This is a genomic window from Rhodoferax sp. GT1R46, assembly GCF_056521285.1.
Map to the genome: position 1 here is coordinate 93,493 of NZ_JBWMBC010000006.1, position 20,162 is coordinate 113,654.

Below are 20,162 nucleotides of genomic sequence, written 5' to 3' on the forward strand. Positions count from 1 at the left end.
TACGCCCCTATGATAGAACTTAAGAACAAAATCCCGAGTATAGGTTGGGTATCCCTTGGGTGCCCCAAAGCATTGACCGATTCCGAGCTAATTCTGACCCAACTCAGTGCAGAGGGGTATCAGACCTCGAAAACCTTCCAGGGCGCAGATCTGGTGATCGTTAACACCTGTGGTTTTATTGACGATGCAATCAAGGAGAGCCTGGACACCATTGGCGAAGCGCTTGCCGAAAATGGGCGTGTGATTGTGACGGGTTGCCTGGGCGCCAAAGCGGCTGACGATGGCCAAAATCTGGTGCTGCAAATGCACCCGAAGGTGCTGGCGGTGACTGGACCTCATGCGACGCAAGAAGTGATGGATGCGGTGCATATTCATTTGCCCAAACCACATGATCCGTTTATGGACCTGGTGCCCAACAGTTTTGGCGTTGCAGGGATCAAGTTAACGCCCCGGCACTATGCCTATCTGAAAATCAGCGAAGGGTGCAATCACCGCTGCACGTTCTGCATCATTCCGTCCATGCGGGGCGATTTGGTTTCCCGGCCTATCGGAGATGTTCTGACAGAAGCTCGCGCGCTGTTCGAAGGTGGCGTTCGGGAATTGCTGGTGATCAGTCAAGACACCTCTGCGTATGGTGTGGACGTGAAATACCGAACTGGGTTCTGGGACGGCAAACCCATCAAAACCCGCATGCTGGAGTTGGTGCAAGCGCTCGGGGAAATCGCTGAGCCTTATGGTGCCTGGGTGCGTCTGCACTACGTGTATCCCTATCCGAGTGTGGACGAGATCATCCCTCTAATGGCTACGGGCAAGGTGTTGCCGTACCTGGATGTGCCTCTGCAGCACAGCCACCCGGATGTGCTACGCCGCATGAAACGCCCTGCGAGCGGGGAGCGCAATCTGGAGCGCCTGCAGCAATGGCGTGATGCCTGTCCAGAAATCGTTATTCGCAGCACCTTTATTGCGGGTTTTCCAGGTGAAACGGAAGAAGAATTCGCGCATTTGCTGGACTTTGTTCGTGAGGCAAAAATTGACCGTGCAGGTTGTTTTGCCTACAGTGCCGTCAAGGGTGCCACTGCAAATGACCTGCCAGGCATGCTGCCCATCGAACTTCGGGAAGAGCGCCGCGCACGCTTCATGGCTGTGGCGGAAGAAGTCTCTGCCACGCGACTTCAAAACCGGGTGGGCTCCACCATGCAGGTGCTGATTGATTCAGCGCCGGGTATGGGTAAAAAGGGTGGAATTGGCCGCAGCTACGCAGATGCCCCGGAAATTGATGGCGTGGTGCGACTATTGCCGCCTGAGAAAATCAGCAAGACACTGAAAGTGGGAGAATTTACCCGGGCCCGTATTGTGGGCGCGCAAGGTCACGATCTGGTTGCAATGCCGATATAGCTGGGGTTGCAGTACCGCAGGTTGCCTTCAAAGTAGCCGCTGAAGATCAGCGGCTACTCAAGAGATATACATGTGTACAAGTGGATGCACTGTGTACATTGCGCTGCGACCAAAGAAAAAGGCCTGTTACTTTCGTAACAGGCTTTTTGTATGATGGTGGTGCCCGGGAGAGAACTCGAATCTCCACACCTTGCGGCGTACGGACCTGAACCGTATGCGTCTACCAATTCCGCCACCCGGGCAACGCTTCAAATTATAGCCGAAATTTTTAGCGCATATTTGATGCTACGGAAACAAATCTGCCATCGGGAAACCCTATCATCTACTGCGGTTACCGCAGTCATTGCCAGTCGATTGGCGCGGGAATCGAGTTGTTGAAACTACCAATTATTTCCAGTGCTTGGCGGATAGTATGGGTAGGGTGTTACCAGCGTAACTGCTGGTTAATCTACCCATTCCGCCGCCTGGGCGTCTCAGGAAAGAGAGCATCTTTATCAAAAATATTAGCCAGACCAGCGGCTTGCTGGATGAAGTCGAGGGAATAGTTCAGGGCCACCGTGATGGTCATGGATTTGTGTCTCGTGATGACGGCGCGCCCGATATCTATTTGCCCCCAAACGAGATGCGTGCGGTGCTGCACAAGGATCGGGTCAAGGTTCGCATCGTTCGAAGTGATCGCAAAGGGCGACCTGAGGGGCGTGTTGTTGAAATCATCGAGCGATCGACCCAGCCCATTATTGGGCGGCTGCTGCAGGAAAGTGGCGTCTGGCTGGTGGCACCTGAAGACAAGCGATATGGGCAGGATGTACTGATTCCCAAAGGGGCCACTAGTGTTGCAAAAGTGGGGCAGGTGGTTGTCGTCGAACTGGTGGAACCACCGGCGCTCTTTGGGCAGCCGGTTGGCCGCATCAAAGAGGTGCTGGGTGAGGTGGACGACCCGGGGATGGAGATTGAAATCGCCGTTCGCAAGTACAGCGTGCCGCACGAGTTCTCCGAATCATGTATTGCGCTGGCTCGGACCCTGCCTGACAAGGTGCGTCCGCAGGATCGGGTCGATCGCATTGATCTCACCGACATCCCGCTGGTAACCATTGACGGTGAAGACGCACGCGATTTCGATGATGCGGTCTATTGCGAACCCGCCACCAAGGGCAGGGGTAAATCCGCAGCCGAGGGATGGCGGCTATTGGTCGCCATTGCCGATGTGAGTCACTATGTCGAGACTGGATCAGCGATTGATGTGGATGCCTATGACCGCGCAACCAGCGTGTATTTTCCGCGTCGTGTCATTCCGATGCTGCCGGAAAAGTTGTCCAATGGTTTGTGCTCTCTCAACCCGGAGGTGGAACGTCTGTGCATGGTCTGCGACATGTTCGTGTCCTCTGAGGGCGAAGTCAGCGCGTATCAGTTCTATCCCGCCTTAATGTGGAGTCATGCGCGCTTTACCTACACCGAGGTGGCATCGATTCTCGGCAATACCCGTGGACCTGAAGCAATCAAACGCAAAGAGCGTGTGGGTGACTTGCTTAATTTGCATGGTGTGTATCAGGCCCTCCTCAAGTCGCGCCAGAAACGTGGTGCCGTGGATTTCGAGACCACTGAGACGCAAATCATTTGTGATGAGAGCGGACGAATCGAAAAGATTGTTCCGCGCACCCGCAATGTGGCGCACCGTTTGATTGAAGAGGCCATGTTGGCTGCCAATGTGTGCAGCGCTGACTTTATTGCGCAAAGCAAGCACCCTGGCTTGTTCCGCGTGCATGAAGGCCCGACTCCTGAGAAGAAGGAAATCTTGCGGAGTTACCTCAAGGCAACCGGTATCGGTATGACGATCAGCGACGATCCGACACCGGGTGAGTTTCAGGCGATTGCCGAAGCCACCAAAGGGCGGCCTGACGCGCAACAAATTCATTCCATGTTGTTACGCTCCATGCAGCAGGCAATTTATACGCCGGCGAACAGCGGGCATTTCGGCCTTGCTTTTGTCGCGTACACCCATTTCACCAGCCCCATCCGTAGATACCCGGATTTATTGGTACACCGGGTCATCAAATCCGTTCTGGCGAAGACGCGATACCAGTTGCCCGTTTTGCCAACACCGGGGGAGGCGCATGCCAAGTTGGCTCGTCGCCTGGAAAAAGGTTTGGCTTCCAAAGTAGGTCAACCGACTCTGGCACCGAAAAAAACCAATGCCGAGGGTATGGCGTGGCTGGCCGCCGGGCTGCATTGCAGTGCCAATGAACGCCGCGCGGACGAAGCCAGTCGGGACGTGGAGGCTTGGCTGAAGTGCAAATACATGAAAGAGCACCTCGGCGAAGAATACGGTGGTGTGGTGACTGCTGCTACGACATTCGGAGTCTTCGTGACGCTGGACGAAATGTTTGTGGAAGGATTGGTGCACATCACTGAACTGGGAGGGGAGTATTTCCGGTTCGATGAAGCGCGACAAGAGTTGCGCGGAGAGAGAACCGGGACCCGCTACGCGATTGGTACCCGTGTGCGTATTCAGGTGAGCCGTGTTGATCTGGACGGTCGCAAAATTGACTTTCGCCTGGTTCAAGAGGGCGAAGGGCTTGTGGGCCGCCCAGTGGCGGACAAAGGCGGGCAGCGGGATACGAAGGCGCGCGCACAGTCGGCGGACCGATTCGATTCGCAATCGGATAGCCAACCCATTGCTTTCATGGCGGAATCACGCAAGCGCACAACTGGCAAAGGCCCGAAGACTTCCAGAACCCAGGACAAGTTAGCGGCCCCGCAAAAAAAGGCGCCCCGAAAACGCCGTTAAGCCGGGTGTTTGCGAGGTTTTCAACTCCCGTTCAGGATTGACTGGGCGACGTGCTCACAAAGCGTGTGAAAGATCCTGGGCTGTCATGGTTGTTTTGGCGCACCACATGTCCGCAACGTGGCCGTGCCGGAAGACTGCCTGGCATGCGCCTTCGAAAACAGTGCCTCCGGCGGCAAGCTGGGCACCGATCAGTCCGGCGAGAACATCGCCCGTGCCTGCCGTTGCCAGTCGGGCATTCCCCGTGGGGTTGATGCGGGTCAGCGTCTCTGGCGCAGCGATCACCGTGCCAGATCCCTTTAGTACAACAGTGGCGCCAAATCGATCGGCCAAGGCCTGCGCGGCTTCAAGCCGATTGGACTGGACGTGCTTGCTGTCTGTGCCTAACAGGCGAGCGGCTTCCAGTGGATGGGGTGTCAGCACGGTTGTGTTTTTGATTCTTCGCGTCAATTGATCCTGAAGCGCTGGGTCCATTGCAATGTGGTTGAGTGCGTCGGCATCAAGCACCAATCGGGATGAACGGGCCAGGATGTCACCCAAGTGCGCGTGGATGCTGTCACCACCACCACACCCTGCAACCACTGTCATTGCCTCGTACGCAAGTTGCGCCGGCTTTCGGAACATCAGTTCAGGTTGGTCGATGTCCAGTAGCGACAGGCTTGCATCCAATAGGCAGACATAGACGCGTCCTGCACCGCCATGCAACGCTCCTTTGGCAGCAAGCAGCGCTGCGCCTGCCATGCCAGAAGCCCCGCCTACTATGCCGACATCGCCATAACTCCCCTTGTGGGAGTTGTGCGGGCGTGCCAAGGGCAGGGGCGTACCGTTGAGCTGTGCACAGGCGCCGGAGGCTTCCGGTACTCCCAATGCATTGAACCAGATGGCGCCGCACGCATCACGTCCATTTGCCGTGAAAAGGCCGGGCTTCAGTGTCAGCAAGCTCAGCGTGAAATCGGCTTTGACACACAGTGTATTTACCGCGCCTGTATCCGCGTCAAGTCCCGACGGCAAATCGACGGCAATGACTGGCGCTGCGCCCGAATTGATCTGCTTGATCCAAGCCACACATCGATCGTCAAATCCCCTTAGGTGGCCGATTCCAAACAAGGCATCAATGCACAAGTCGTAGTGATCAGGTCTCTCATCAGAAAATGTCACGCCTGCCTGCAACGCCCGCCGTCGGGTAGCGGCCGCGTCTGCAGGCAGACTTCCCGATCTGGATAGACACGTGACAACGGGAGTTTTCCCCCAGTGCTTGAGGTGCACAGCTGCCTCAAAACCGTCACCCCCGTTATTTCCGGGGCCGCACGGAATCCATATCACCCCGGAGTGGGGTGCTATGGCCATAGCAAAGCGCGCGATGGAAAGGCCCGCCCTTTGAATAAGCGCATGCGCTGGTAATTCGGCGGCAGCGGACTCTTCAATGGCGCGCGCAACACCGCGACTGAAAAGGCTTCTCGCAGCGATTGCACCGAAATCGATGGTGCTCAGAATGCGCTCAGAATTCGTAGGTTTCTCCTTCGCGCGCGAGGCGTATATCCATCCCGTTTGCAAGCGCCGCATTGGCGTTGAGTGCTGAACTAAACGCCTCCTCCAGCGCGTCATCACTTCGCGTCGGCTCGTGGTGGGTGCAAAACAGAACCTTCACCCCTGCATCCTTGGCGCTTGCGATGCTGGATTTATACGTGCCATGCCCCCAGCCTTTCTTGGCGGGGTACTCAGCGTCAGTATAGGAACAATCTGCAATGAAAACATCGACACCACGTATCGCATCCTGAATCGCTTGGGCCTTCTCATCAACAAACACCTGGTATTCTCCAAAGCCTACATCTGTGGGCTCGTAAATGTTATACGGTGGCTCGTGATCGCCGGTAAAAAAGACGGACTTTCCATTGCTTTCGATGCGATAGCCGAAGTCAATCACGGGATGGTTCAGCAGGTAGGGTGTAACCTTTGCTGATCCAATTTGGATGGATTGTTCTGGCGTCAGGGTCACGTACTCAATGCGCGCTTTCATTTCTGCTTCGCGAACCGGAAAATAGCTGTACTGCAGTTGTACTGCCATGACTTGTTCAATACCTTTCCCAGATACCGGATCAAAGCCACCATGCAAGCGCAAAGTGTTGCCCGGGATAAAGTTTGGTATGAAAAAGGGAAGGCCTTGAATATGATCCCAGTGGGAATGGGTGATCAGCACGTTGGCTGTAACGGGGAGTTCTGCCAACAGCGTTTGTGAGAGCGGGAAAATACCCGTTCCAGCATCCAGAATGATGAGCTCGTTATCGTCCGTGCGTATTTCGATGCAAGTCGTGTTGCCGCCATACCGTACGGTTTTTGGTCCAGGGGACGCAATGGACCCACGAACTCCCCAGAATCTTACTTTCATGGTCGATTCCTTAGCCTCTCGCGAAGACTTTAGCCTCTTCAAACAGAGGATTCAAGTCTCCCAATGAAGCGATGACTTGGTCCAGAGTGCCCCCCAAGCGTTGTTGCACGGTTTCCGGAAACTCGTCAATAAACAGATTTCCGCCAAAGCCGAAATTCATTTTTTTGCTGATCTGATTGGCTCCAAACACGCATGCAATCATGTCGGTGTCTTTGAAGTCAGCGACGTGTTGATGGCGGATGGTCTCGATCAGGTGGGGCGCAAACCGCCATTTTTCGACCAGCATTGCACCGACAATCACGTGATCGGCGCCAATTTCCTGTTGCAACGCCGCGTGCAGCGAACCTCCGGTTTCCTGGCTGATAAGCAGCGACCTCCGAAACTCATGGGGCATTATTTGTGCAAAAACAACCTTACCGAAGTCATGCAACAGTCCTGCGATAAAACAGTCCATCGGGTCAGCATCACTGACTCTCGCTGCCAGTTGCTTTGCAATTCCTGCTGTGGCCAAAGAGTGCAAAAGGTACTTCTGTACGTCGAATCCCGATTCATTGTCTTTAGGTAGCATGCCAATCGCGGCAATGCTGAGAGCCAGATTCTTGATGGTGTTGAAGCCCAGATAGACGACGGCGTGGCCCACTGAAGTAATTTGTCTGGGAAGGCTGTAGTAGGCCGAGTTGACTACTTTCAAAATTTTGACGGTTACAACCGGGTCCTTGTCAATCACCTCAACCAGGTCCTTGGGTGTGCTGTTGACATCCCGCGTCAATTCCAGAATTTTTTGGACACTTTTAGGGAATGCCGGCATGGCATCGACCGCAGCGGCAAGCTTTTGGGATAGTTCTGGACTCATGGGCATTAAGTGTGACGATTCACGCATTGTGTCAGCAGATCGCGTACTATAAAAAGACGGGCGTCTAGTCTTGAGCCCTTAAGTTGCGGATACTTGAGTGGCAAGCCGTTATGCAGGGGTGTCGGCGGGCCACGCCATGTTATACTCCAACGGCTTTGCTGCCTGCGCGCCGCGCTATTGGCAATTCAATCGCAAACCAGCCCCGTCAAGGTGTCACTCGATCGAGATGTTCTCGTTGTGGTGATAAGGGGGCTGAGTTTTAGATCTAACCTTTGGAGTAATTTATGGCTGTAACAATGCGTGAGATGCTTGAGGCGGGTGTTCATTTTGGACATCAAACTCGCTTCTGGAACCCCAAGATGGCGCCGTTTATTTTCGGTCATCGCAATAAAATCCACATCATTAACTTGGAAAAGTCGCTTCCGATGTTCCAGGATGCGGCCAAGTTCGTTCGCCAGTTGTCGGCTAAACGTGGCACCATTTTGATGGTGGGTACCAAGCGCCAAGCGCGCGAAACAGTAGCTGCAGAGGCGCAACGTGCTGGTGTGCCTTATGTGGATCAGCGCTGGTTGGGTGGCATGTTGACCAACTTCAAGACCGTCAAGACGTCAATCAAGCGCTTGAAGGAAATGAAGGTCCAGCAAGAAGCCGGTCTTGAAAGCATGAGCAAGAAAGAGCAGTTGATGTTCGCTCGCGAATTGCAGAAGCTCGAAAAAGACATTGGTGGCATTCAGGATATGACGGCCTTGCCGGATGCGATTTTTGTGATCGACGTCGGTTACCACAAAATTGCTATCGCTGAGGCGCGCAAGTTGGGCATACCACTGATTGGTGTGGTTGATTCCAATCACTCTCCTGAAGCGATCGACTACGTGATTCCTGGTAATGATGACTCGGCCAAGGCTGTAACGTTGTACGCACGTGGTATTGCCGATGCAATCATTGAAGGTCGCTCCAACGCGGTGGATGATGTTGTCAAGGCTGTTGCGGCCGAAAGCAAGGATGAGTTTGTTGAGGTGAGCGAAGCTTCTGCCTGAAGTTTCTTTCGCCCTAAAAAGGGGGCTTAGTGGCCCCTTTTTTTTAGTCTTTATTGAAATATTGAAACGATTTTCGGAGAAGCAAGATGGCTGTAATTACCGCAAGCATGGTCGCTGAACTGCGTGGAAAAACTGACGCACCAATGATGGAGTGCAAGAAAGCTTTGACTGAAGCTGATGGCGATATGGCCAAAGCGGAGGAATTGCTGCGTGTGAAGTTGGGAAGCAAGGCTGGCAAGGCTGCTGCGCGCATCACTGCAGAAGGCGTTGTCACGACCCATATGGATGGTGCCGTTGGTGCCATGATCGAAGTCAATTGTGAAACTGATTTCGTGACCAAAAACGACAGCTTCCTCTCGTTGGCCAATGCTGCTGCTGCCCTGGTGGCGAAGCACAATCCGGCTGATGTTGCAGCGTTGGGTGCCGTGGAATATTCTCAGGATGGCTTTGGACCGACACTGGAAGATGTTCGCAAGGGTTTGATTGGAAAAATTGGCGAAAACATGACCTTTCGCCGGTTCAAGCGCTTTGCATCCGGTGCCAAGCTCGCGTCGTATCTGCACGGCACGCGTATCGGCGTTGTGGTGGAGTTCGAGGGAGATGACGTTGCTGCAAAAGATGTTGCAATGCACGTCGCGGCAATGAAGCCTGTTGCCTTGTCCAGTGGCGATGTGCCTGCCGAGCTGGTGGAGCGTGAGCGCTCTGTTGCAGCGGCAAAGGCGGCTGAAGACGCTTCAGTGGCAACCGCTGCAGGCAAGCCAGTGCAGTCACCAGAAATTGTTGCCAAGCGCATCGATGGTGGTGTCCAGAAATACCTCAAGGAGGTGTCGCTTTTCAATCAGTCTTTTGTCAAGAATGACAAGCAGACAGTCGAGCAAATGCTCAAGGCTGCCGGTACCACCGTTAAGGGGTTCACCATGTACGTTGTGGGTGAGGGCATTGAAAAGAAAGTAGACGACTTCGCTGCCGAAGTAGCTGCTCAGGTTGCAGCGTCAAAGCAGGCTGCTTGATCGCCAACAGCTCGAAAGCGCCAGCCCTGAAACCATGCATCATCGGGAGTCATCCATGAATCAAGAGAAGCCAGCATACAAGCGAATTTTGCTGAAATTGTCGGGCGAGGCTCTGATGGGTGACGACCAATTTGGCATCAACCGGGACACTATCGTGCGTATGGTTGACGAAATCGCCGAGGTGACCCGACTGGGGGTTGAAGTGGCCGTTGTTATCGGCGGTGGTAATATTTTCAGGGGCGTTGCCGGTGGATCGGTTGGAATGGACCGTGCAACCGCTGACTACATGGGAATGCTTGCAACGGTCATGAATGCGTTGGCCTTGGGCGACACGATGAACAAGGCTGGCCTGATTGCCCGTGTGATGTCCGCTATCGGTATTGAGCAAGTAGTCGAGCCTTACGTGAGGCCCAAAGCGCTTCAATATCTGGAAGAAGGCAAAGTGGTGATTTTTGCCGCAGGAACGGGGAATCCGTTCTTTACGACTGACACCGCGGCTGCCTTGCGGGGGGCTGAGATTGGAGCGGAAATAGTCCTCAAGGCCACTAAAGTGGACGGAGTCTATACCTCTGATCCCAAAAAAGATGCACACGCAACCCGCTACGCAAAAATCTCATTCGATGATGCGATGTCGCAAAATCTGGGGATTATGGATGCGGCCGCGTTTGCGCTGTGCAGGGATCAAAAACTTCCGATCAAGGTTTTTTCAATCTTCAAGCACGGTGCACTCAAGCGCGTGGTTTTGGGTGAGGATGAAGGTACGCTTGTTCACGTTTGACAAGCGGTTTAGTGCTTTTTCGATGACTTTGATGAGCTGAGGGGGAACTATGGCAACCGATGAAATCAAAAAAAATCTTGAATCCAAAATGGATCTGTCCATAGTGGCATTCAAGCACAACCTCACAAAAATACGGACTGGGCGCGCCAATCCCGCCTTGCTGGACTCAGTGCAGGTGGATTACTACGGCTCCTTTTTACCGATTAGCCAGGTTGCCAACCTTTCCCTGCTGGACGCTCGCACTATCAGCGTGCAACCTTGGGAAAAAGGGATGGCTGCCAAAATTGAGAAAGCCATTCGCGACAGCGATCTTGGTTTGAACCCGTCAAGCATGGGCGACCTGATACGTGTTCCCATGCCGGCAATGACCGAGGAGCGTCGACGTGAGCTCAGCAAAGTCGTTCGCGGCGAAGGTGAAAATGCGAAAATCGCCATACGCAATCTCCGGCGCGATGCAAACGAGGCCGTCAAGAAGCTGGTGAAAGACAAAGTCGCTTCTGAAGATGATCAGAAACGATCTGAATCGGAAATCCAGAAGCTTACCGACAGGCACATTACCGATGTGGATCGCCTGGTAACAGCCAAAGAGCACGACATCATGGCGGTTTGACTCGGACATATCTCGTTCCTGATTTGATTGTTGATATGACAGATCCGGTGGCTGTACCTCACCATGTAGCTATCGTGATGGATGGAAATGGGCGCTGGGCATCACGGCGATTCCTTCCCAGAATTGCCGGTCATAAGCAAGGCGTAGAAACGCTGAAGCGAATGGTCAGCGCGTGTGCCCGGCGCAGTGTCGCGGTGCTGACTGTGTTTGCATTTTCTTCGGAAAACTGGAATCGACCTGCGGAGGAAGTGTCGGGTCTGATGGATATTCTGGTGATGGCGTTGTCGCGAGAAGTGTCACAACTCAAGCGTGATGGTGTACAGCTGCATTTTGTGGGCGCTCGTGATGCGTTGTCTGCGCGCGTCAGGCAAGGTCTGCAAGAGGCGGAGTCAGCGACCGCGATGAATTCCCGGCTAGTGCTGAATGTCTGTTTCAACTACGGCGGTCGATGGGACATTGCAACTGCTGCTGCTCGCTTGGCAGCCGCTGGACAGCCTATTACGGAGGATAGCCTGTCCAGAGCCTTGTCAATGGCATATTGTTCCGATCCCGATCTGGTGATTCGTACCGGCGGTGAAAAAAGACTAAGCAATTTTCTTCTTTGGCAAGCAGCCTACTCAGAACTGCATTTCAGTGAGTTGCTTTGGCCAGATTTCGACGAATCTGCGTTGGACAAAGCCCTGGTTGAATATGCTTCGCGCGAACGCCGATTTGGGAAAACCTCGGACCAGGTCGCTGCTGTTGTTGAGACCCGGACCTAATCAAGGATTGCCCATGTTGAAGCAAAGAATCATTACCGCTCTGGTGTTGCTGGCTATTTTGCTTCCATCAGTTTTCTACCCATCACCCGAGGCTTTTGGCGTCATCACGGTGATTCTGATTTCCGCAGGTGCTTGGGAGTGGGCTAATTTGAACCTGTGCAAGCCATTGACTTCCCTCGCCGTATCAGCGCTTTGCGCGGGGCTATGCGTTGCCTCCTGGGTTACCGGGTTTGTCTATTTGCCGCAGAGGTTGCTTTGGCTGATTGCCGGAAGCGCGTGGGTTGTTCTTGGCGCCTGGCTTCTGTATGTCGGAGTCAAGGGGTGGTCTGCAGTGCCACGTTTGTTACGTCTAGCGGGAGGTGTCTTCGCGCTCTGGGTAGCCTGGCTTGCCGTCGTCCAAGCCCGCATGATGGGCGTCAACTTTCTTTTTTCGGTACTCGTGTTGGTCTGGATTGCCGACATATTTGCTTATTTTTCTGGTCGCCTGTTCGGCGGTCGATTCTTTAAACAGAAATTGGCTCCCACCATTAGCCCTGGCAAGACTTGGGAGGGTGTCTGTGGTGGCATGATAGGTGTAGTGATTTGCGCGTTGCTGTGGCGCAGCCTGGACCATGTGGGCCTTCAGGGGCAATCCAGCATTTACACCCGATTGGGTAATTTTGGTGTCCCATTTTTGCTGCTCGCCGTGGTTTTCATGGCAATGATGAGTGTTGTTGGAGATTTGGTGGAATCACTTTTCAAACGCAGCGCCGGCGTCAAGGACAGCAGTGCGTTGTTGCCCGGTCACGGGGGTGTGCTTGACCGTGTGGATGCTTTGCTCCCGATTCTGCCCCTTGCGATGATGCTCGTCACACTATGAATATTGAAAAATCGCGGGTTGTGGTGTTGGGCTCTACAGGCTCCATTGGTGTCAATACGCTGGATGTAATCGAGCGGCATCCTGATCGGTTTGAGGTCTTTGCGCTGACCGCCTCTACCAGCGTAGATGCCATGGCCGCGCAGTGTGCCAAGCACAAGCCGGCTTGTGCAGTCATGGCCAGTGAAGCCCATGGACGCCAATTGGAGGCGATATGCCGCTCCACCGGATTGCGCACAAAAGTCCTTTGGGGTGCCAGCGCGATTGAAATGGTTGCCGAGCATGAATTGGTCGATATCGTCATGGCGGCGATCGTTGGTGCCGCAGGACTGGCTCCTTGCATGGCAGCTGCTCGCTCGGGCAAGCGCCTCTTGCTCGCCAATAAAGAAGCGCTCGTGGTGGGGGGGCAACTTTTTATGGATGCTGTTGCTACTGGTGGTGCTACCTTATTGCCAATTGACAGTGAACATTCGGCAATTTTTCAGTCACTGCCGCAAGATCCGCGGGACTGGGGCGCTCGTGTCGACAAAATCATTCTCACCGCGTCGGGTGGCCCGTTTCGGACCCGAGATCCCAAGACACTGCGGGACGTTACTCCGGAAGAGGCCTGCGCTCACCCAAACTGGGTAATGGGGCGCAAGATTTCTGTCGACTCTGCAACCATGATGAACAAGGCGCTTGAGGTCATTGAGGCCAAATTCCTGTTTGGCATGGCACCCGACAAAATCGAGGTTGTGATACATCCCCAGAGCGTTATTCATTCAATGGTTCAATACGTGGACCATTCAGTGATCGCCCAAATGGGTACTCCTGACATGCGTGGCCCCATTGCCTATGGCTTGTCCTGGCCGGATCGCGTGACGTCGGGAGCTTCAGTTTTAGACTTTTCAACTATGTCTGGTTTGACGTTTGAAGCACTCGATACTGAAGGGCATAAAGAGAGATTCCCGGGACTGGACTTGGCTTGGGCTGTTTTGAGGGCTCCGGCAGGGACCACAGCGGTGCTGAATGCTGCCAACGAAATTGCCGTAGCTGCATTTTTGGAGCGCAGGATCCGCTATGACCAGATTCACAGTGTGAACACAGAAACATTGAACAGGGTTAGCCCTCAGCCACCGGGATCCTTGGCTGACTTATTGGGGCTTGATCAGCTGTCGCGCCGAGCGGCTGAAGACGCGATAGCACGGTTTGCTGATTGATCCCCCTGGGTTGTTGACATGCTGACCTTCGTTGCATTCGTTGTTGCCATCGGCCTTTTGGTCGCTGTACACGAGTTGGGTCACTATGGTGCAGCCCGTGTGTGTGGCGTAAAAGTTTTGCGATTTTCAGTGGGTTTCGGTCCTAAATTGTGGGGCTGGCGCTCGCAAACTTCAGGCACTGAATTTGTGGTGGGAATGCTGCCATTTGGTGGCTTTGTGAAGATGCTGGATGAGCGGGAGGGCCCTGTGGCACAGGATGAAAGGTGTAAAGCCTTCAATACCCAGCCACTCAAGAGTCGGGCAGCGATTGTTGCGGCGGGGCCAGTGGCGAACCTGGTATTCGCAGTGGTCCTGTACACCTTGGTTAATTGGATGGGCGTCGAGCAACCGCAAGCCGTGCTGGCACAACCACTCGCGGGCTCGGTAGTTGCACAAGCCGGATTTACGGGCGCCGAGCGGATCACCAAGGCAGGTTTTGAGGGGGACGCACTTGAAGACGTCGTCTCATTCGATGATTTTCGTTGGTGGCTCACGCGTGGGGTGCTGGCAGGAAAGAATTTGCAAGTTGAGTTTTCACCTGAGGGTGTAGATCAGCGAAAGCAGGCTCTTTTGACACTGAGCGGTGTTGATGCGCGTAATGCGGATGCACAGTTGTTTCGGGACATTGGTGTGCTGGGTCCATTTTCACACGCAAAGTTGGGTGAGTTGTCAGAAGACGGAGCTGCGAGAAGCGCCGGATTGCAGACTGGAGACCTGGTCTTGCGGGTGGATGAAAAGCGCATTGTCGATGCTGCGCAGTTGCGCGAATTGATACGCCAGTCGGGCAAGAGCGGAATTCCGATGCCGCAGGTCTGGCTGGTTCAGCGTGGAACAGGTCAAATCACCATCACGGTGAAGCCAAAGATTGAAAAAGATGTCGATGGGTCCGTTGGACGAGTCGGGGCCTACATCGGAACCCTCCCGGTCTTTACAACGGTGCGGTATGGTCCGGTTGATGGTTTAGCGCGGGCGTTAGGGCGGACTTGGGAGGTGTCTGTTCTGACACTGAAGATGATGGGCAAGATCATCATTGGAGATGCATCTCTGAAAAATCTGAGCGGGCCGCTTACCATTGCTGATTACGCTGGAAAGTCGGCTGCCATGGGTGGTTCTCAGTTTTTAGTGTTTCTCGCTCTGATCAGCATCAGTTTGGGGGTCTTGAACCTGTTACCGCTGCCCGTGCTGGATGGTGGACACCTGATGTATTATCTTTGGGAGTTGCTTGCCGGAGAGCCCGTGTCAGAATCGTGGATGGACGCGCTGCAGCGAATGGGAGTGGCCATTTTGCTATTGATGATGTCCGTCGCCGTTTTCAATGACCTGACTCGTTTGTTGGGTTGATCGTCTGAATTTCCAGTGGAATTCCGGCGCAATTAAATTAAAAAATGTACTTTGATCGTAGTTTTTTGCATCGTACCGGTGTCGCTGTGGCTTCACTGGTGGTTTTGCAGGTCGCTTGGGCCGTGGAGCCTTTTGCTGTGCGCGATATTCGTGTCGAGGGATTGCAGCGGGTCGAGGCTGGAACCATTTTTGCCTCGTTACCTGTCAGGGTCGGGGATATGTACAGCGATGAAAAGGCCGCAGCCTCCATTCGCGCGCTGTTTGGATTAGGTCTCTTCAAGGATGTTCGCATTGAGGTCAATGCCGGTGTGCTGGTGGTCATCGTTGAAGAACGGCCGTCCATTGCCGATGTTGAGTTCACTGGAACGAAAGAGTTTGACAAAGACGTGTTGAAAAAGGCCCTTCGCGATATCGGTCTGGCAGATGGACGGCCGTTCGACAAAGCATTGGTTGATCGGGCTGAGCAGGAATTGAAGCGTCAGTACATCAATCGCAGCATGTATGCGACGGAAGTGATTACGACAGTGACTCCTATTGAGCGAAATCGGGTAAATCTGAGCTTTGCGGTTGTAGAAGGCGATACGGCCAAGATCAACGACATCCGGATTGTCGGAACCAAGGCGTTTTCAGAGTCAACTCTGAAGGGATTATTCGATCAGGATACGGGTAGCTGGCTAAGTTGGTACACGAAGTCAAATCGCTATTCCCGGGCCAAGTTGAACGCAGATATCGAGTCGTTGCGTTCCTATTATTTGACGCGTGGATACCTTGAGTTCAAGGTTGATTCGACACAGGTCGCAATTTCCCCCAACAAGCAGGATGTCAGCATCACCATTAACGTGACGGAGGGTGAACGATTCGTTGTCTCCAAGATCAAGCTCGCGGGCAACTTCCTGGGCAAGGAAGAAGAATTCAGATCTCTGATCACCATTCAGGCTGGAGAGGCTTACAACGCCGACCAAGTCACGCAAACCACCAAAGCGTTTACTGACTACTTTGGCAACTTTGGTTTCGCCTTCGCCAGGGCCGAGGCACGCACTGACATTGACCGTTCAACCAACCGTGTTGAAGTGACATTGCAAGCAGATCCTTCGCGTCGCGTTTATGTGCGGCGAATCAATGTTGCTGGCAATGACCGGACTCGGGACGAGGTCATACGGCGTGAGTTCAGGCAGCTGGAAGCGGCATGGTACGACGGCGAGAAAATTCGCCAGTCACGCAACCGGGTGGACCGATTAGGCTTTTTCAAGGAAGTAACGCTCGAAACGCAAGAGGTTGCGGGGTCACCCGATCAGGTTGACCTGACGGTATCTGTAGCGGAGAAGCCCACTGGCAGCCTGAGTCTTGGAGCGGGTCTGTCCAGCGGAGAGGGATTGGGCTTTACCTTTGGATTCAAGCAGGACAATGCATTCGGTTCCGGCAACTCGTTGGGCGTGGAGTTGAATACCAGCAAATACAACCGAACCGTTGTTTTCAATACGACGAATCCCTATTTCACAGAGGATGGTATATCCCGCACGATTGATGTGTACCAAAGGAATTCCAAGCCCTATACCGACATTGACAGCTACTCCATCGAGACAACCGGGGCCAGTTTGCGATTTGGCGTGCCTTTTACCGACACAGATACGGTATACATAGGTGCCGGAGTAGACCGAACCACCATCGTGCCGGGAACCTTGTTGCCCACCGTGTACCAGGACTTCGCCAATCAGTTTGGATATACCACCAATGCGGTCCCGTTGACGGTTGGCTGGGCGCGCGATACGCGTGACAGCGCTTTGGTCCCGAGTGCAGGCAAACTGATTCGAACCAATGGTGAGTGGAGCGTGGGCGGGGAGTTGCGCTATGTGCGCGGAACCGTTCAATATCAGCAGTTTTTCCCTGTTTCCAAGAAGGTGACCGCTGCGTTCAATAGCGAGTTGTCGTTGGGAGCGGGCACTGATGGTTTGTCGTATCCCGTCTTCAAGAACTACTACTCCGGCGGATTGGGTTCGGTGCGTGGTTTCGAGCAGGGAAGCCTGACTACAGCTTCACAGCGGGCAGCGGGACAAACCGCAACGGGCGGATCGAAGAAGATCAACTTCAATGCCGAGTTACTGTCACCTCTTCCGGGGGGGGGTAATGACCGTACTTTACGCATGTATGGGTTTTTTGACGCGGGCGGAATTTTTGGCGCAGACGAGGGCATTCAGTTCGGCGACCTGCGGACATCCGTTGGCATTGGTATCAGCTGGATTTCTCCTGTAGGCCCTTTGCGGCTTGCTTTTGCCAGACCGATCAGCAAGTTCGATGGCGATAAAATTCAAAGTATGCAATTTCAGATTGGGACAACTTTCTAATGAAGACATTCAAAACAAAATTGTGGGTGGGTTTGCTGCTGACTCTGGCTGCGGTGGGAGCGATGGCCCAGGATTCGAAAATCGCCTACATCAGCAATCAGCGCATCATCACCGAATCCAGTCCGGCAAAAGCTGCGCAAACCAAACTTGAGCAGGAGTTTTCCAAGCGCCAAAAAGAGTTGAACGATCAGCAAGCATCAATCAAGTCCTTTAGCGACAAGTTTGAGCGCGATGCTCCTACTTTGACGGAAAGCCAGCGCTTGAGCCGTCAAAAGGAGTTCGCTGAATTGAATCGTGACTTTCAGCGCAAGCAGCGCGAGTTCCAGGAAGACCTGAATGGTCGTCGCAACGAAGAGTTGCAACAAGTACTGGACAAGGCTAATAAGGCTATGAAGCAAGTGGCTGAGGCGGAGAAATACGACATGGTGCTTTCCGAGGGTGTGGTGTACAGCAACAACAAGCACGACATCACAGACAAAGTGCTGAAGATTCTCAACGGCGCCAGCAAGTAGGCATCGGTCGATAGAGGTTGCAGTATGGAGCTTGATCTGGCTTCTGTGGTGGAAGCCTTGGGTGGCACACTTCACGGAGACGCTTCCATACGAATAACGGGCTTGGCGTCGCTCGAGACGGCTAAGGCCAATGACCTAAGTTTCCTCAGCAATCCGCGTTATCAACAGCAATTGGCGGCATCCCAGGCGGGGTGCGTCATTGTGAGTCCGCAATTGCTGTCTGCGGCCCTCTCACGTGGCACCTGCATCGTCAGTGATCAGCCCTATCTGTATTTCGCCAGACTCACCCAGCTTTGGAAGCGCAGGATCCTTCCATTGGCTGGTCCTGCGATCCATTCCAGTGCGGTCATCGACCCCGCTGCCGTGGTTCATCCCACCGCCTCCATTGGCCCCTTGTGCGTAGTAGAGCGCGGCGCACATATTGGTGCGGACACCGTGCTCAAATCCAGAGTGACGGTGGGAGAAGACTGCGTGGTCGGCGAGCGTTGCATCCTGCATCCTGGAGTTGTCATCGGAGCGGATGGTTTTGGTTTCGCTCCCAATGGCGAAGCATGGGAAAAAATTGAGCAGCTCGGTGCCGTGCAGATAGGCAATGACGTGGAAATTGGCGCCAATACGTGTATTGACCGTGGGGCACTGCAAGATACGGTGATTGAAGAGGGCGTCAAGTTGGACAACCTCATTCAGATTGGTCATAACGTGCGCGTGGGTCGGCATACCGCGATGGCAGGCTGTGTGGGTGTCGCTGGTAGCGCAACCATTGGCCCGAATTGCACAGTGGGTGGCGGCGCCATTATTCTGGGCCACCTGACGATTGGTGCCCATGTCAATATTTCGGCCGCTACTGTTGTCAGCAAGTCGATTTCGAAGCCCGGGCACTACACCGGAATCTTCCCCATTGATGACAACGCGTCATGGGAGCGCAATGCAGCAACACTGAAGCAGTTGCACACCTTGCGCGACCGAATAAAAACGATAGAAAAAGAGATCAAATCATGATGGATATTCACAAAATTCTCAAGCAGTTGCCGCACCGGTATCCCTTCCTGTTAGTGGACCGTGTTCTGGAACTGGACAAGGGGAAAACGATAAAGGCACTCAAGAATGTCACGATCAATGAGCCGTTTTTTGAAGGGCACTTTCCCCACCGTCCGGTCATGCCAGGTGTGTTGATGCTCGAAGCCATGGCGCAAGCGGCAGCGCTGCTGGCCTTCGACGCGCTGGATACCACTCCGAACGACGAGATGGTGTACTACTTCGCCGGTATCGATGGTGCCCGCTTCAAGCGTCCGGTCGAACCCGGTGACCAGTTGATTATTGATGTTGAATTGCTGCGCATGAAAGCCGGAATATTCAAGTTCAAGGGCAGGGCATCCGTGGCAGGTGAGCTTGCGGTGGAAGCCGAGTTGACCTGCGCCATGCGCGCCATCCCACAAGGTGCATAAGGTGGACAAGGTGTTGTTGATTCACCCGACGGCCCTGGTTGATTCAGCGGCAGAACTGGATAGCACGGTTTCCGTGGGCCCTTACACAGTCATTGGTCCGCATGTGAAAGTAGGATCGGGCACAACGATTGGTCCCCATTGCGTCATCGAGGGACACACCACGATTGGCAGCGACAACCGTATTTTTCAGTTCAATTCGCTGGGCGCCATTCCGCAGGACAAAAAATACGCGGGTGAGCCGTGTGAGTTGCGCATTGGCGATCGCAACACGATCCGGGAGTTCTGTACCTTCAATATTGGGTCACCCGGGGATACCGGCGTGACCCAGATCGGCAACGACAACTGGATAATGGCCTATGTGCACCTGGCGCACGATTGCCTGGTGGGCAACAACACTATTTTTGCCAACAATTCCCAGCTGGCGGGACACGTGCAGGTCGATGACTGGGTCATTTTGGGTGGGTTTACGGTCGTGCACCAGTTTGTTCGGCTGGGTGCGCACAGCATGACGGCCATGTGTTCGCTGCTGTTTGCCGATCTGCCACCGTTTGTCATGTGCCAGGGCCAACCGGCAGCGGCACGGTCGATGAATTTCGAAGGCTTGCGCCGCAGAGGCTGGTCACCGGAACGCATTTCGGGTGTCAAGGCCATGCACAAGGCCTTGTATCGCGACGACCTGACACTGGATCAGGCGCGAACCCGTATTGCCGAGCTGGCGTTGAGCCACCCGGATACGGCCGTCGACGTGGCCATGATGCAGTCCTTTCTGGACAAGACCTCTCCGCAACGCGGCATCGTTCGCTAGCCCCCCGGTCA

General features: G+C 54.1%; 18 protein-coding genes and 1 tRNA gene. 15 read left to right on the forward strand and 4 right to left on the reverse strand.

The genetic code is table 11. The annotated features are described in order from the left end of the window. The first annotated feature begins 9 nt into the window (after window positions 1-9). The gene (gene rimO / locus AC097W_RS14115; RefSeq protein WP_479603257.1) at window positions 10-1,395 is read left to right on the forward strand and encodes a 30S ribosomal protein S12 methylthiotransferase RimO; all 1,386 of its coding nucleotides are present in this window, start codon (window positions 10-12) and stop codon (window positions 1,393-1,395) included. Window positions 1,396-1,552: 157 nt separating this feature from the next. Here the strand turns inward: rimO and AC097W_RS14120 are convergent. Further along, window positions 1,553-1,637: transfer RNA gene (locus AC097W_RS14120), tRNA-Leu, on the reverse strand. 278 nt (window positions 1,638-1,915) lie between these two features. Between AC097W_RS14120 and rnr the strand changes: the two genes are divergently transcribed. Next, window positions 1,916-4,180 carry a ribonuclease R gene (gene rnr, locus AC097W_RS14125; RefSeq protein WP_479603258.1) on the forward strand — a complete coding sequence of 755 codons (2,265 nt, stop codon included), beginning with the start codon at window positions 1,916-1,918 and terminating at the stop codon, window positions 4,178-4,180. A gap of 54 nt (window positions 4,181-4,234) precedes the next feature. Here rnr and AC097W_RS14130 read toward each other — a convergent pair whose 3' ends face one another. The 3 genes from AC097W_RS14130 to AC097W_RS14140 are packed head-to-tail and all read right to left on the reverse strand — an operon-like array spanning window position 4,235 to window position 7,443. Beyond that, entirely contained in the window at window positions 4,235-5,782 is a 1,548-nt protein-coding gene (locus tag AC097W_RS14130; RefSeq protein ID WP_479603259.1) for an NAD(P)H-hydrate dehydratase, read from the reverse strand. Then, window positions 5,676-6,563 (reverse strand): MBL fold metallo-hydrolase, encoded by an 888-nt coding sequence (locus AC097W_RS14135; RefSeq protein WP_479603260.1) that lies wholly within the window; start codon window positions 6,561-6,563, stop codon window positions 5,676-5,678. Before AC097W_RS14135 ends, AC097W_RS14130 begins: the two co-directional genes overlap by 107 nt. A 10-nt stretch (window positions 6,564-6,573) precedes the next feature. After that, window positions 6,574-7,443, reverse strand: coding sequence for an HDOD domain-containing protein (locus AC097W_RS14140; protein WP_479603261.1), 870 nt, complete (start codon window positions 7,441-7,443; stop codon window positions 6,574-6,576). Between the two features lie 257 nt (window positions 7,444-7,700). On the opposite strand from AC097W_RS14140, the gene rpsB reads away from it, so the two are divergent. The 13 genes from rpsB (at window position 7,701) to lpxA (ending at window position 20,151) form a co-directional block, all read left to right on the forward strand. After that, entirely contained in the window at window positions 7,701-8,453 is a 753-nt protein-coding gene (gene rpsB, locus AC097W_RS14145; RefSeq protein ID WP_479603262.1) for a 30S ribosomal protein S2, read from the forward strand. A gap of 86 nt (window positions 8,454-8,539) precedes the next feature. Continuing rightward, entirely contained in the window at window positions 8,540-9,463 is a 924-nt protein-coding gene (tsf, locus tag AC097W_RS14150) for a translation elongation factor Ts (RefSeq protein ID WP_479603263.1), read from the forward strand. 55 nt (window positions 9,464-9,518) lie between these two features. Continuing rightward, entirely contained in the window at window positions 9,519-10,241 is a 723-nt protein-coding gene (gene pyrH / locus AC097W_RS14155; RefSeq protein ID WP_479603413.1) for a UMP kinase, read from the forward strand. A 49-nt stretch (window positions 10,242-10,290) separates the two neighbouring features. Further along, window positions 10,291-10,851: a ribosome recycling factor gene (gene frr, locus AC097W_RS14160; RefSeq protein ID WP_479603264.1), complete on the forward strand. Its 561-nt coding sequence runs from the start codon at window positions 10,291-10,293 to the stop codon at window positions 10,849-10,851. A gap of 35 nt (window positions 10,852-10,886) precedes the next feature. Further along, a complete protein-coding gene (gene uppS / locus AC097W_RS14165; protein ID WP_479603265.1) occupies window positions 10,887-11,612 on the forward strand; it encodes a polyprenyl diphosphate synthase in 726 nt (241 codons plus the stop codon). 13 nt (window positions 11,613-11,625) lie between these two features. After that, window positions 11,626-12,471 (forward strand): phosphatidate cytidylyltransferase, encoded by an 846-nt coding sequence (locus AC097W_RS14170; protein ID WP_479603266.1) that lies wholly within the window; start codon window positions 11,626-11,628, stop codon window positions 12,469-12,471. After that, window positions 12,468-13,667 carry a 1-deoxy-D-xylulose-5-phosphate reductoisomerase gene (locus AC097W_RS14175; RefSeq protein ID WP_479603267.1) on the forward strand — a complete coding sequence of 400 codons (1,200 nt, stop codon included), beginning with the start codon at window positions 12,468-12,470 and terminating at the stop codon, window positions 13,665-13,667. The genes AC097W_RS14170 and AC097W_RS14175 overlap by 4 nt, the downstream gene beginning before the upstream one ends. 18 nt (window positions 13,668-13,685) lie before the next feature. Next, entirely contained in the window at window positions 13,686-15,047 is a 1,362-nt protein-coding gene (gene rseP / locus AC097W_RS14180; protein WP_479603268.1) for an RIP metalloprotease RseP, read from the forward strand. Window positions 15,048-15,091: 44 nt separating this feature from the next. After that, window positions 15,092-17,389, forward strand: coding sequence for an outer membrane protein assembly factor BamA (gene bamA, locus AC097W_RS14185; RefSeq protein WP_479603269.1), 2,298 nt, complete (start codon window positions 15,092-15,094; stop codon window positions 17,387-17,389). Next, window positions 17,389-17,901 carry an OmpH/Skp family outer membrane protein gene (locus tag AC097W_RS14190; RefSeq protein ID WP_479603270.1) on the forward strand — a complete coding sequence of 171 codons (513 nt, stop codon included), beginning with the start codon at window positions 17,389-17,391 and terminating at the stop codon, window positions 17,899-17,901. Before bamA ends, AC097W_RS14190 begins: the two co-directional genes overlap by 1 nt. A 24-nt stretch (window positions 17,902-17,925) precedes the next feature. Then, the gene (gene lpxD / locus AC097W_RS14195; protein WP_479603271.1) at window positions 17,926-18,900 is read left to right on the forward strand and encodes a UDP-3-O-(3-hydroxymyristoyl)glucosamine N-acyltransferase; all 975 of its coding nucleotides are present in this window, start codon (window positions 17,926-17,928) and stop codon (window positions 18,898-18,900) included. After that, complete coding sequence (gene fabZ / locus AC097W_RS14200; RefSeq protein WP_479603272.1) at window positions 18,897-19,346, forward strand: 3-hydroxyacyl-ACP dehydratase FabZ; 450 nt, start codon at window positions 18,897-18,899, stop codon at window positions 19,344-19,346. The genes lpxD and fabZ overlap by 4 nt, the downstream gene beginning before the upstream one ends. Before the next feature lie 10 nt (window positions 19,347-19,356). Next, window positions 19,357-20,151, forward strand: a complete 795-nt coding sequence (gene lpxA / locus AC097W_RS14205; protein ID WP_479603414.1) for an acyl-ACP--UDP-N-acetylglucosamine O-acyltransferase — start codon at window positions 19,357-19,359, stop codon at window positions 20,149-20,151. Window positions 20,152-20,162: the final 11 nt, after the last annotated feature.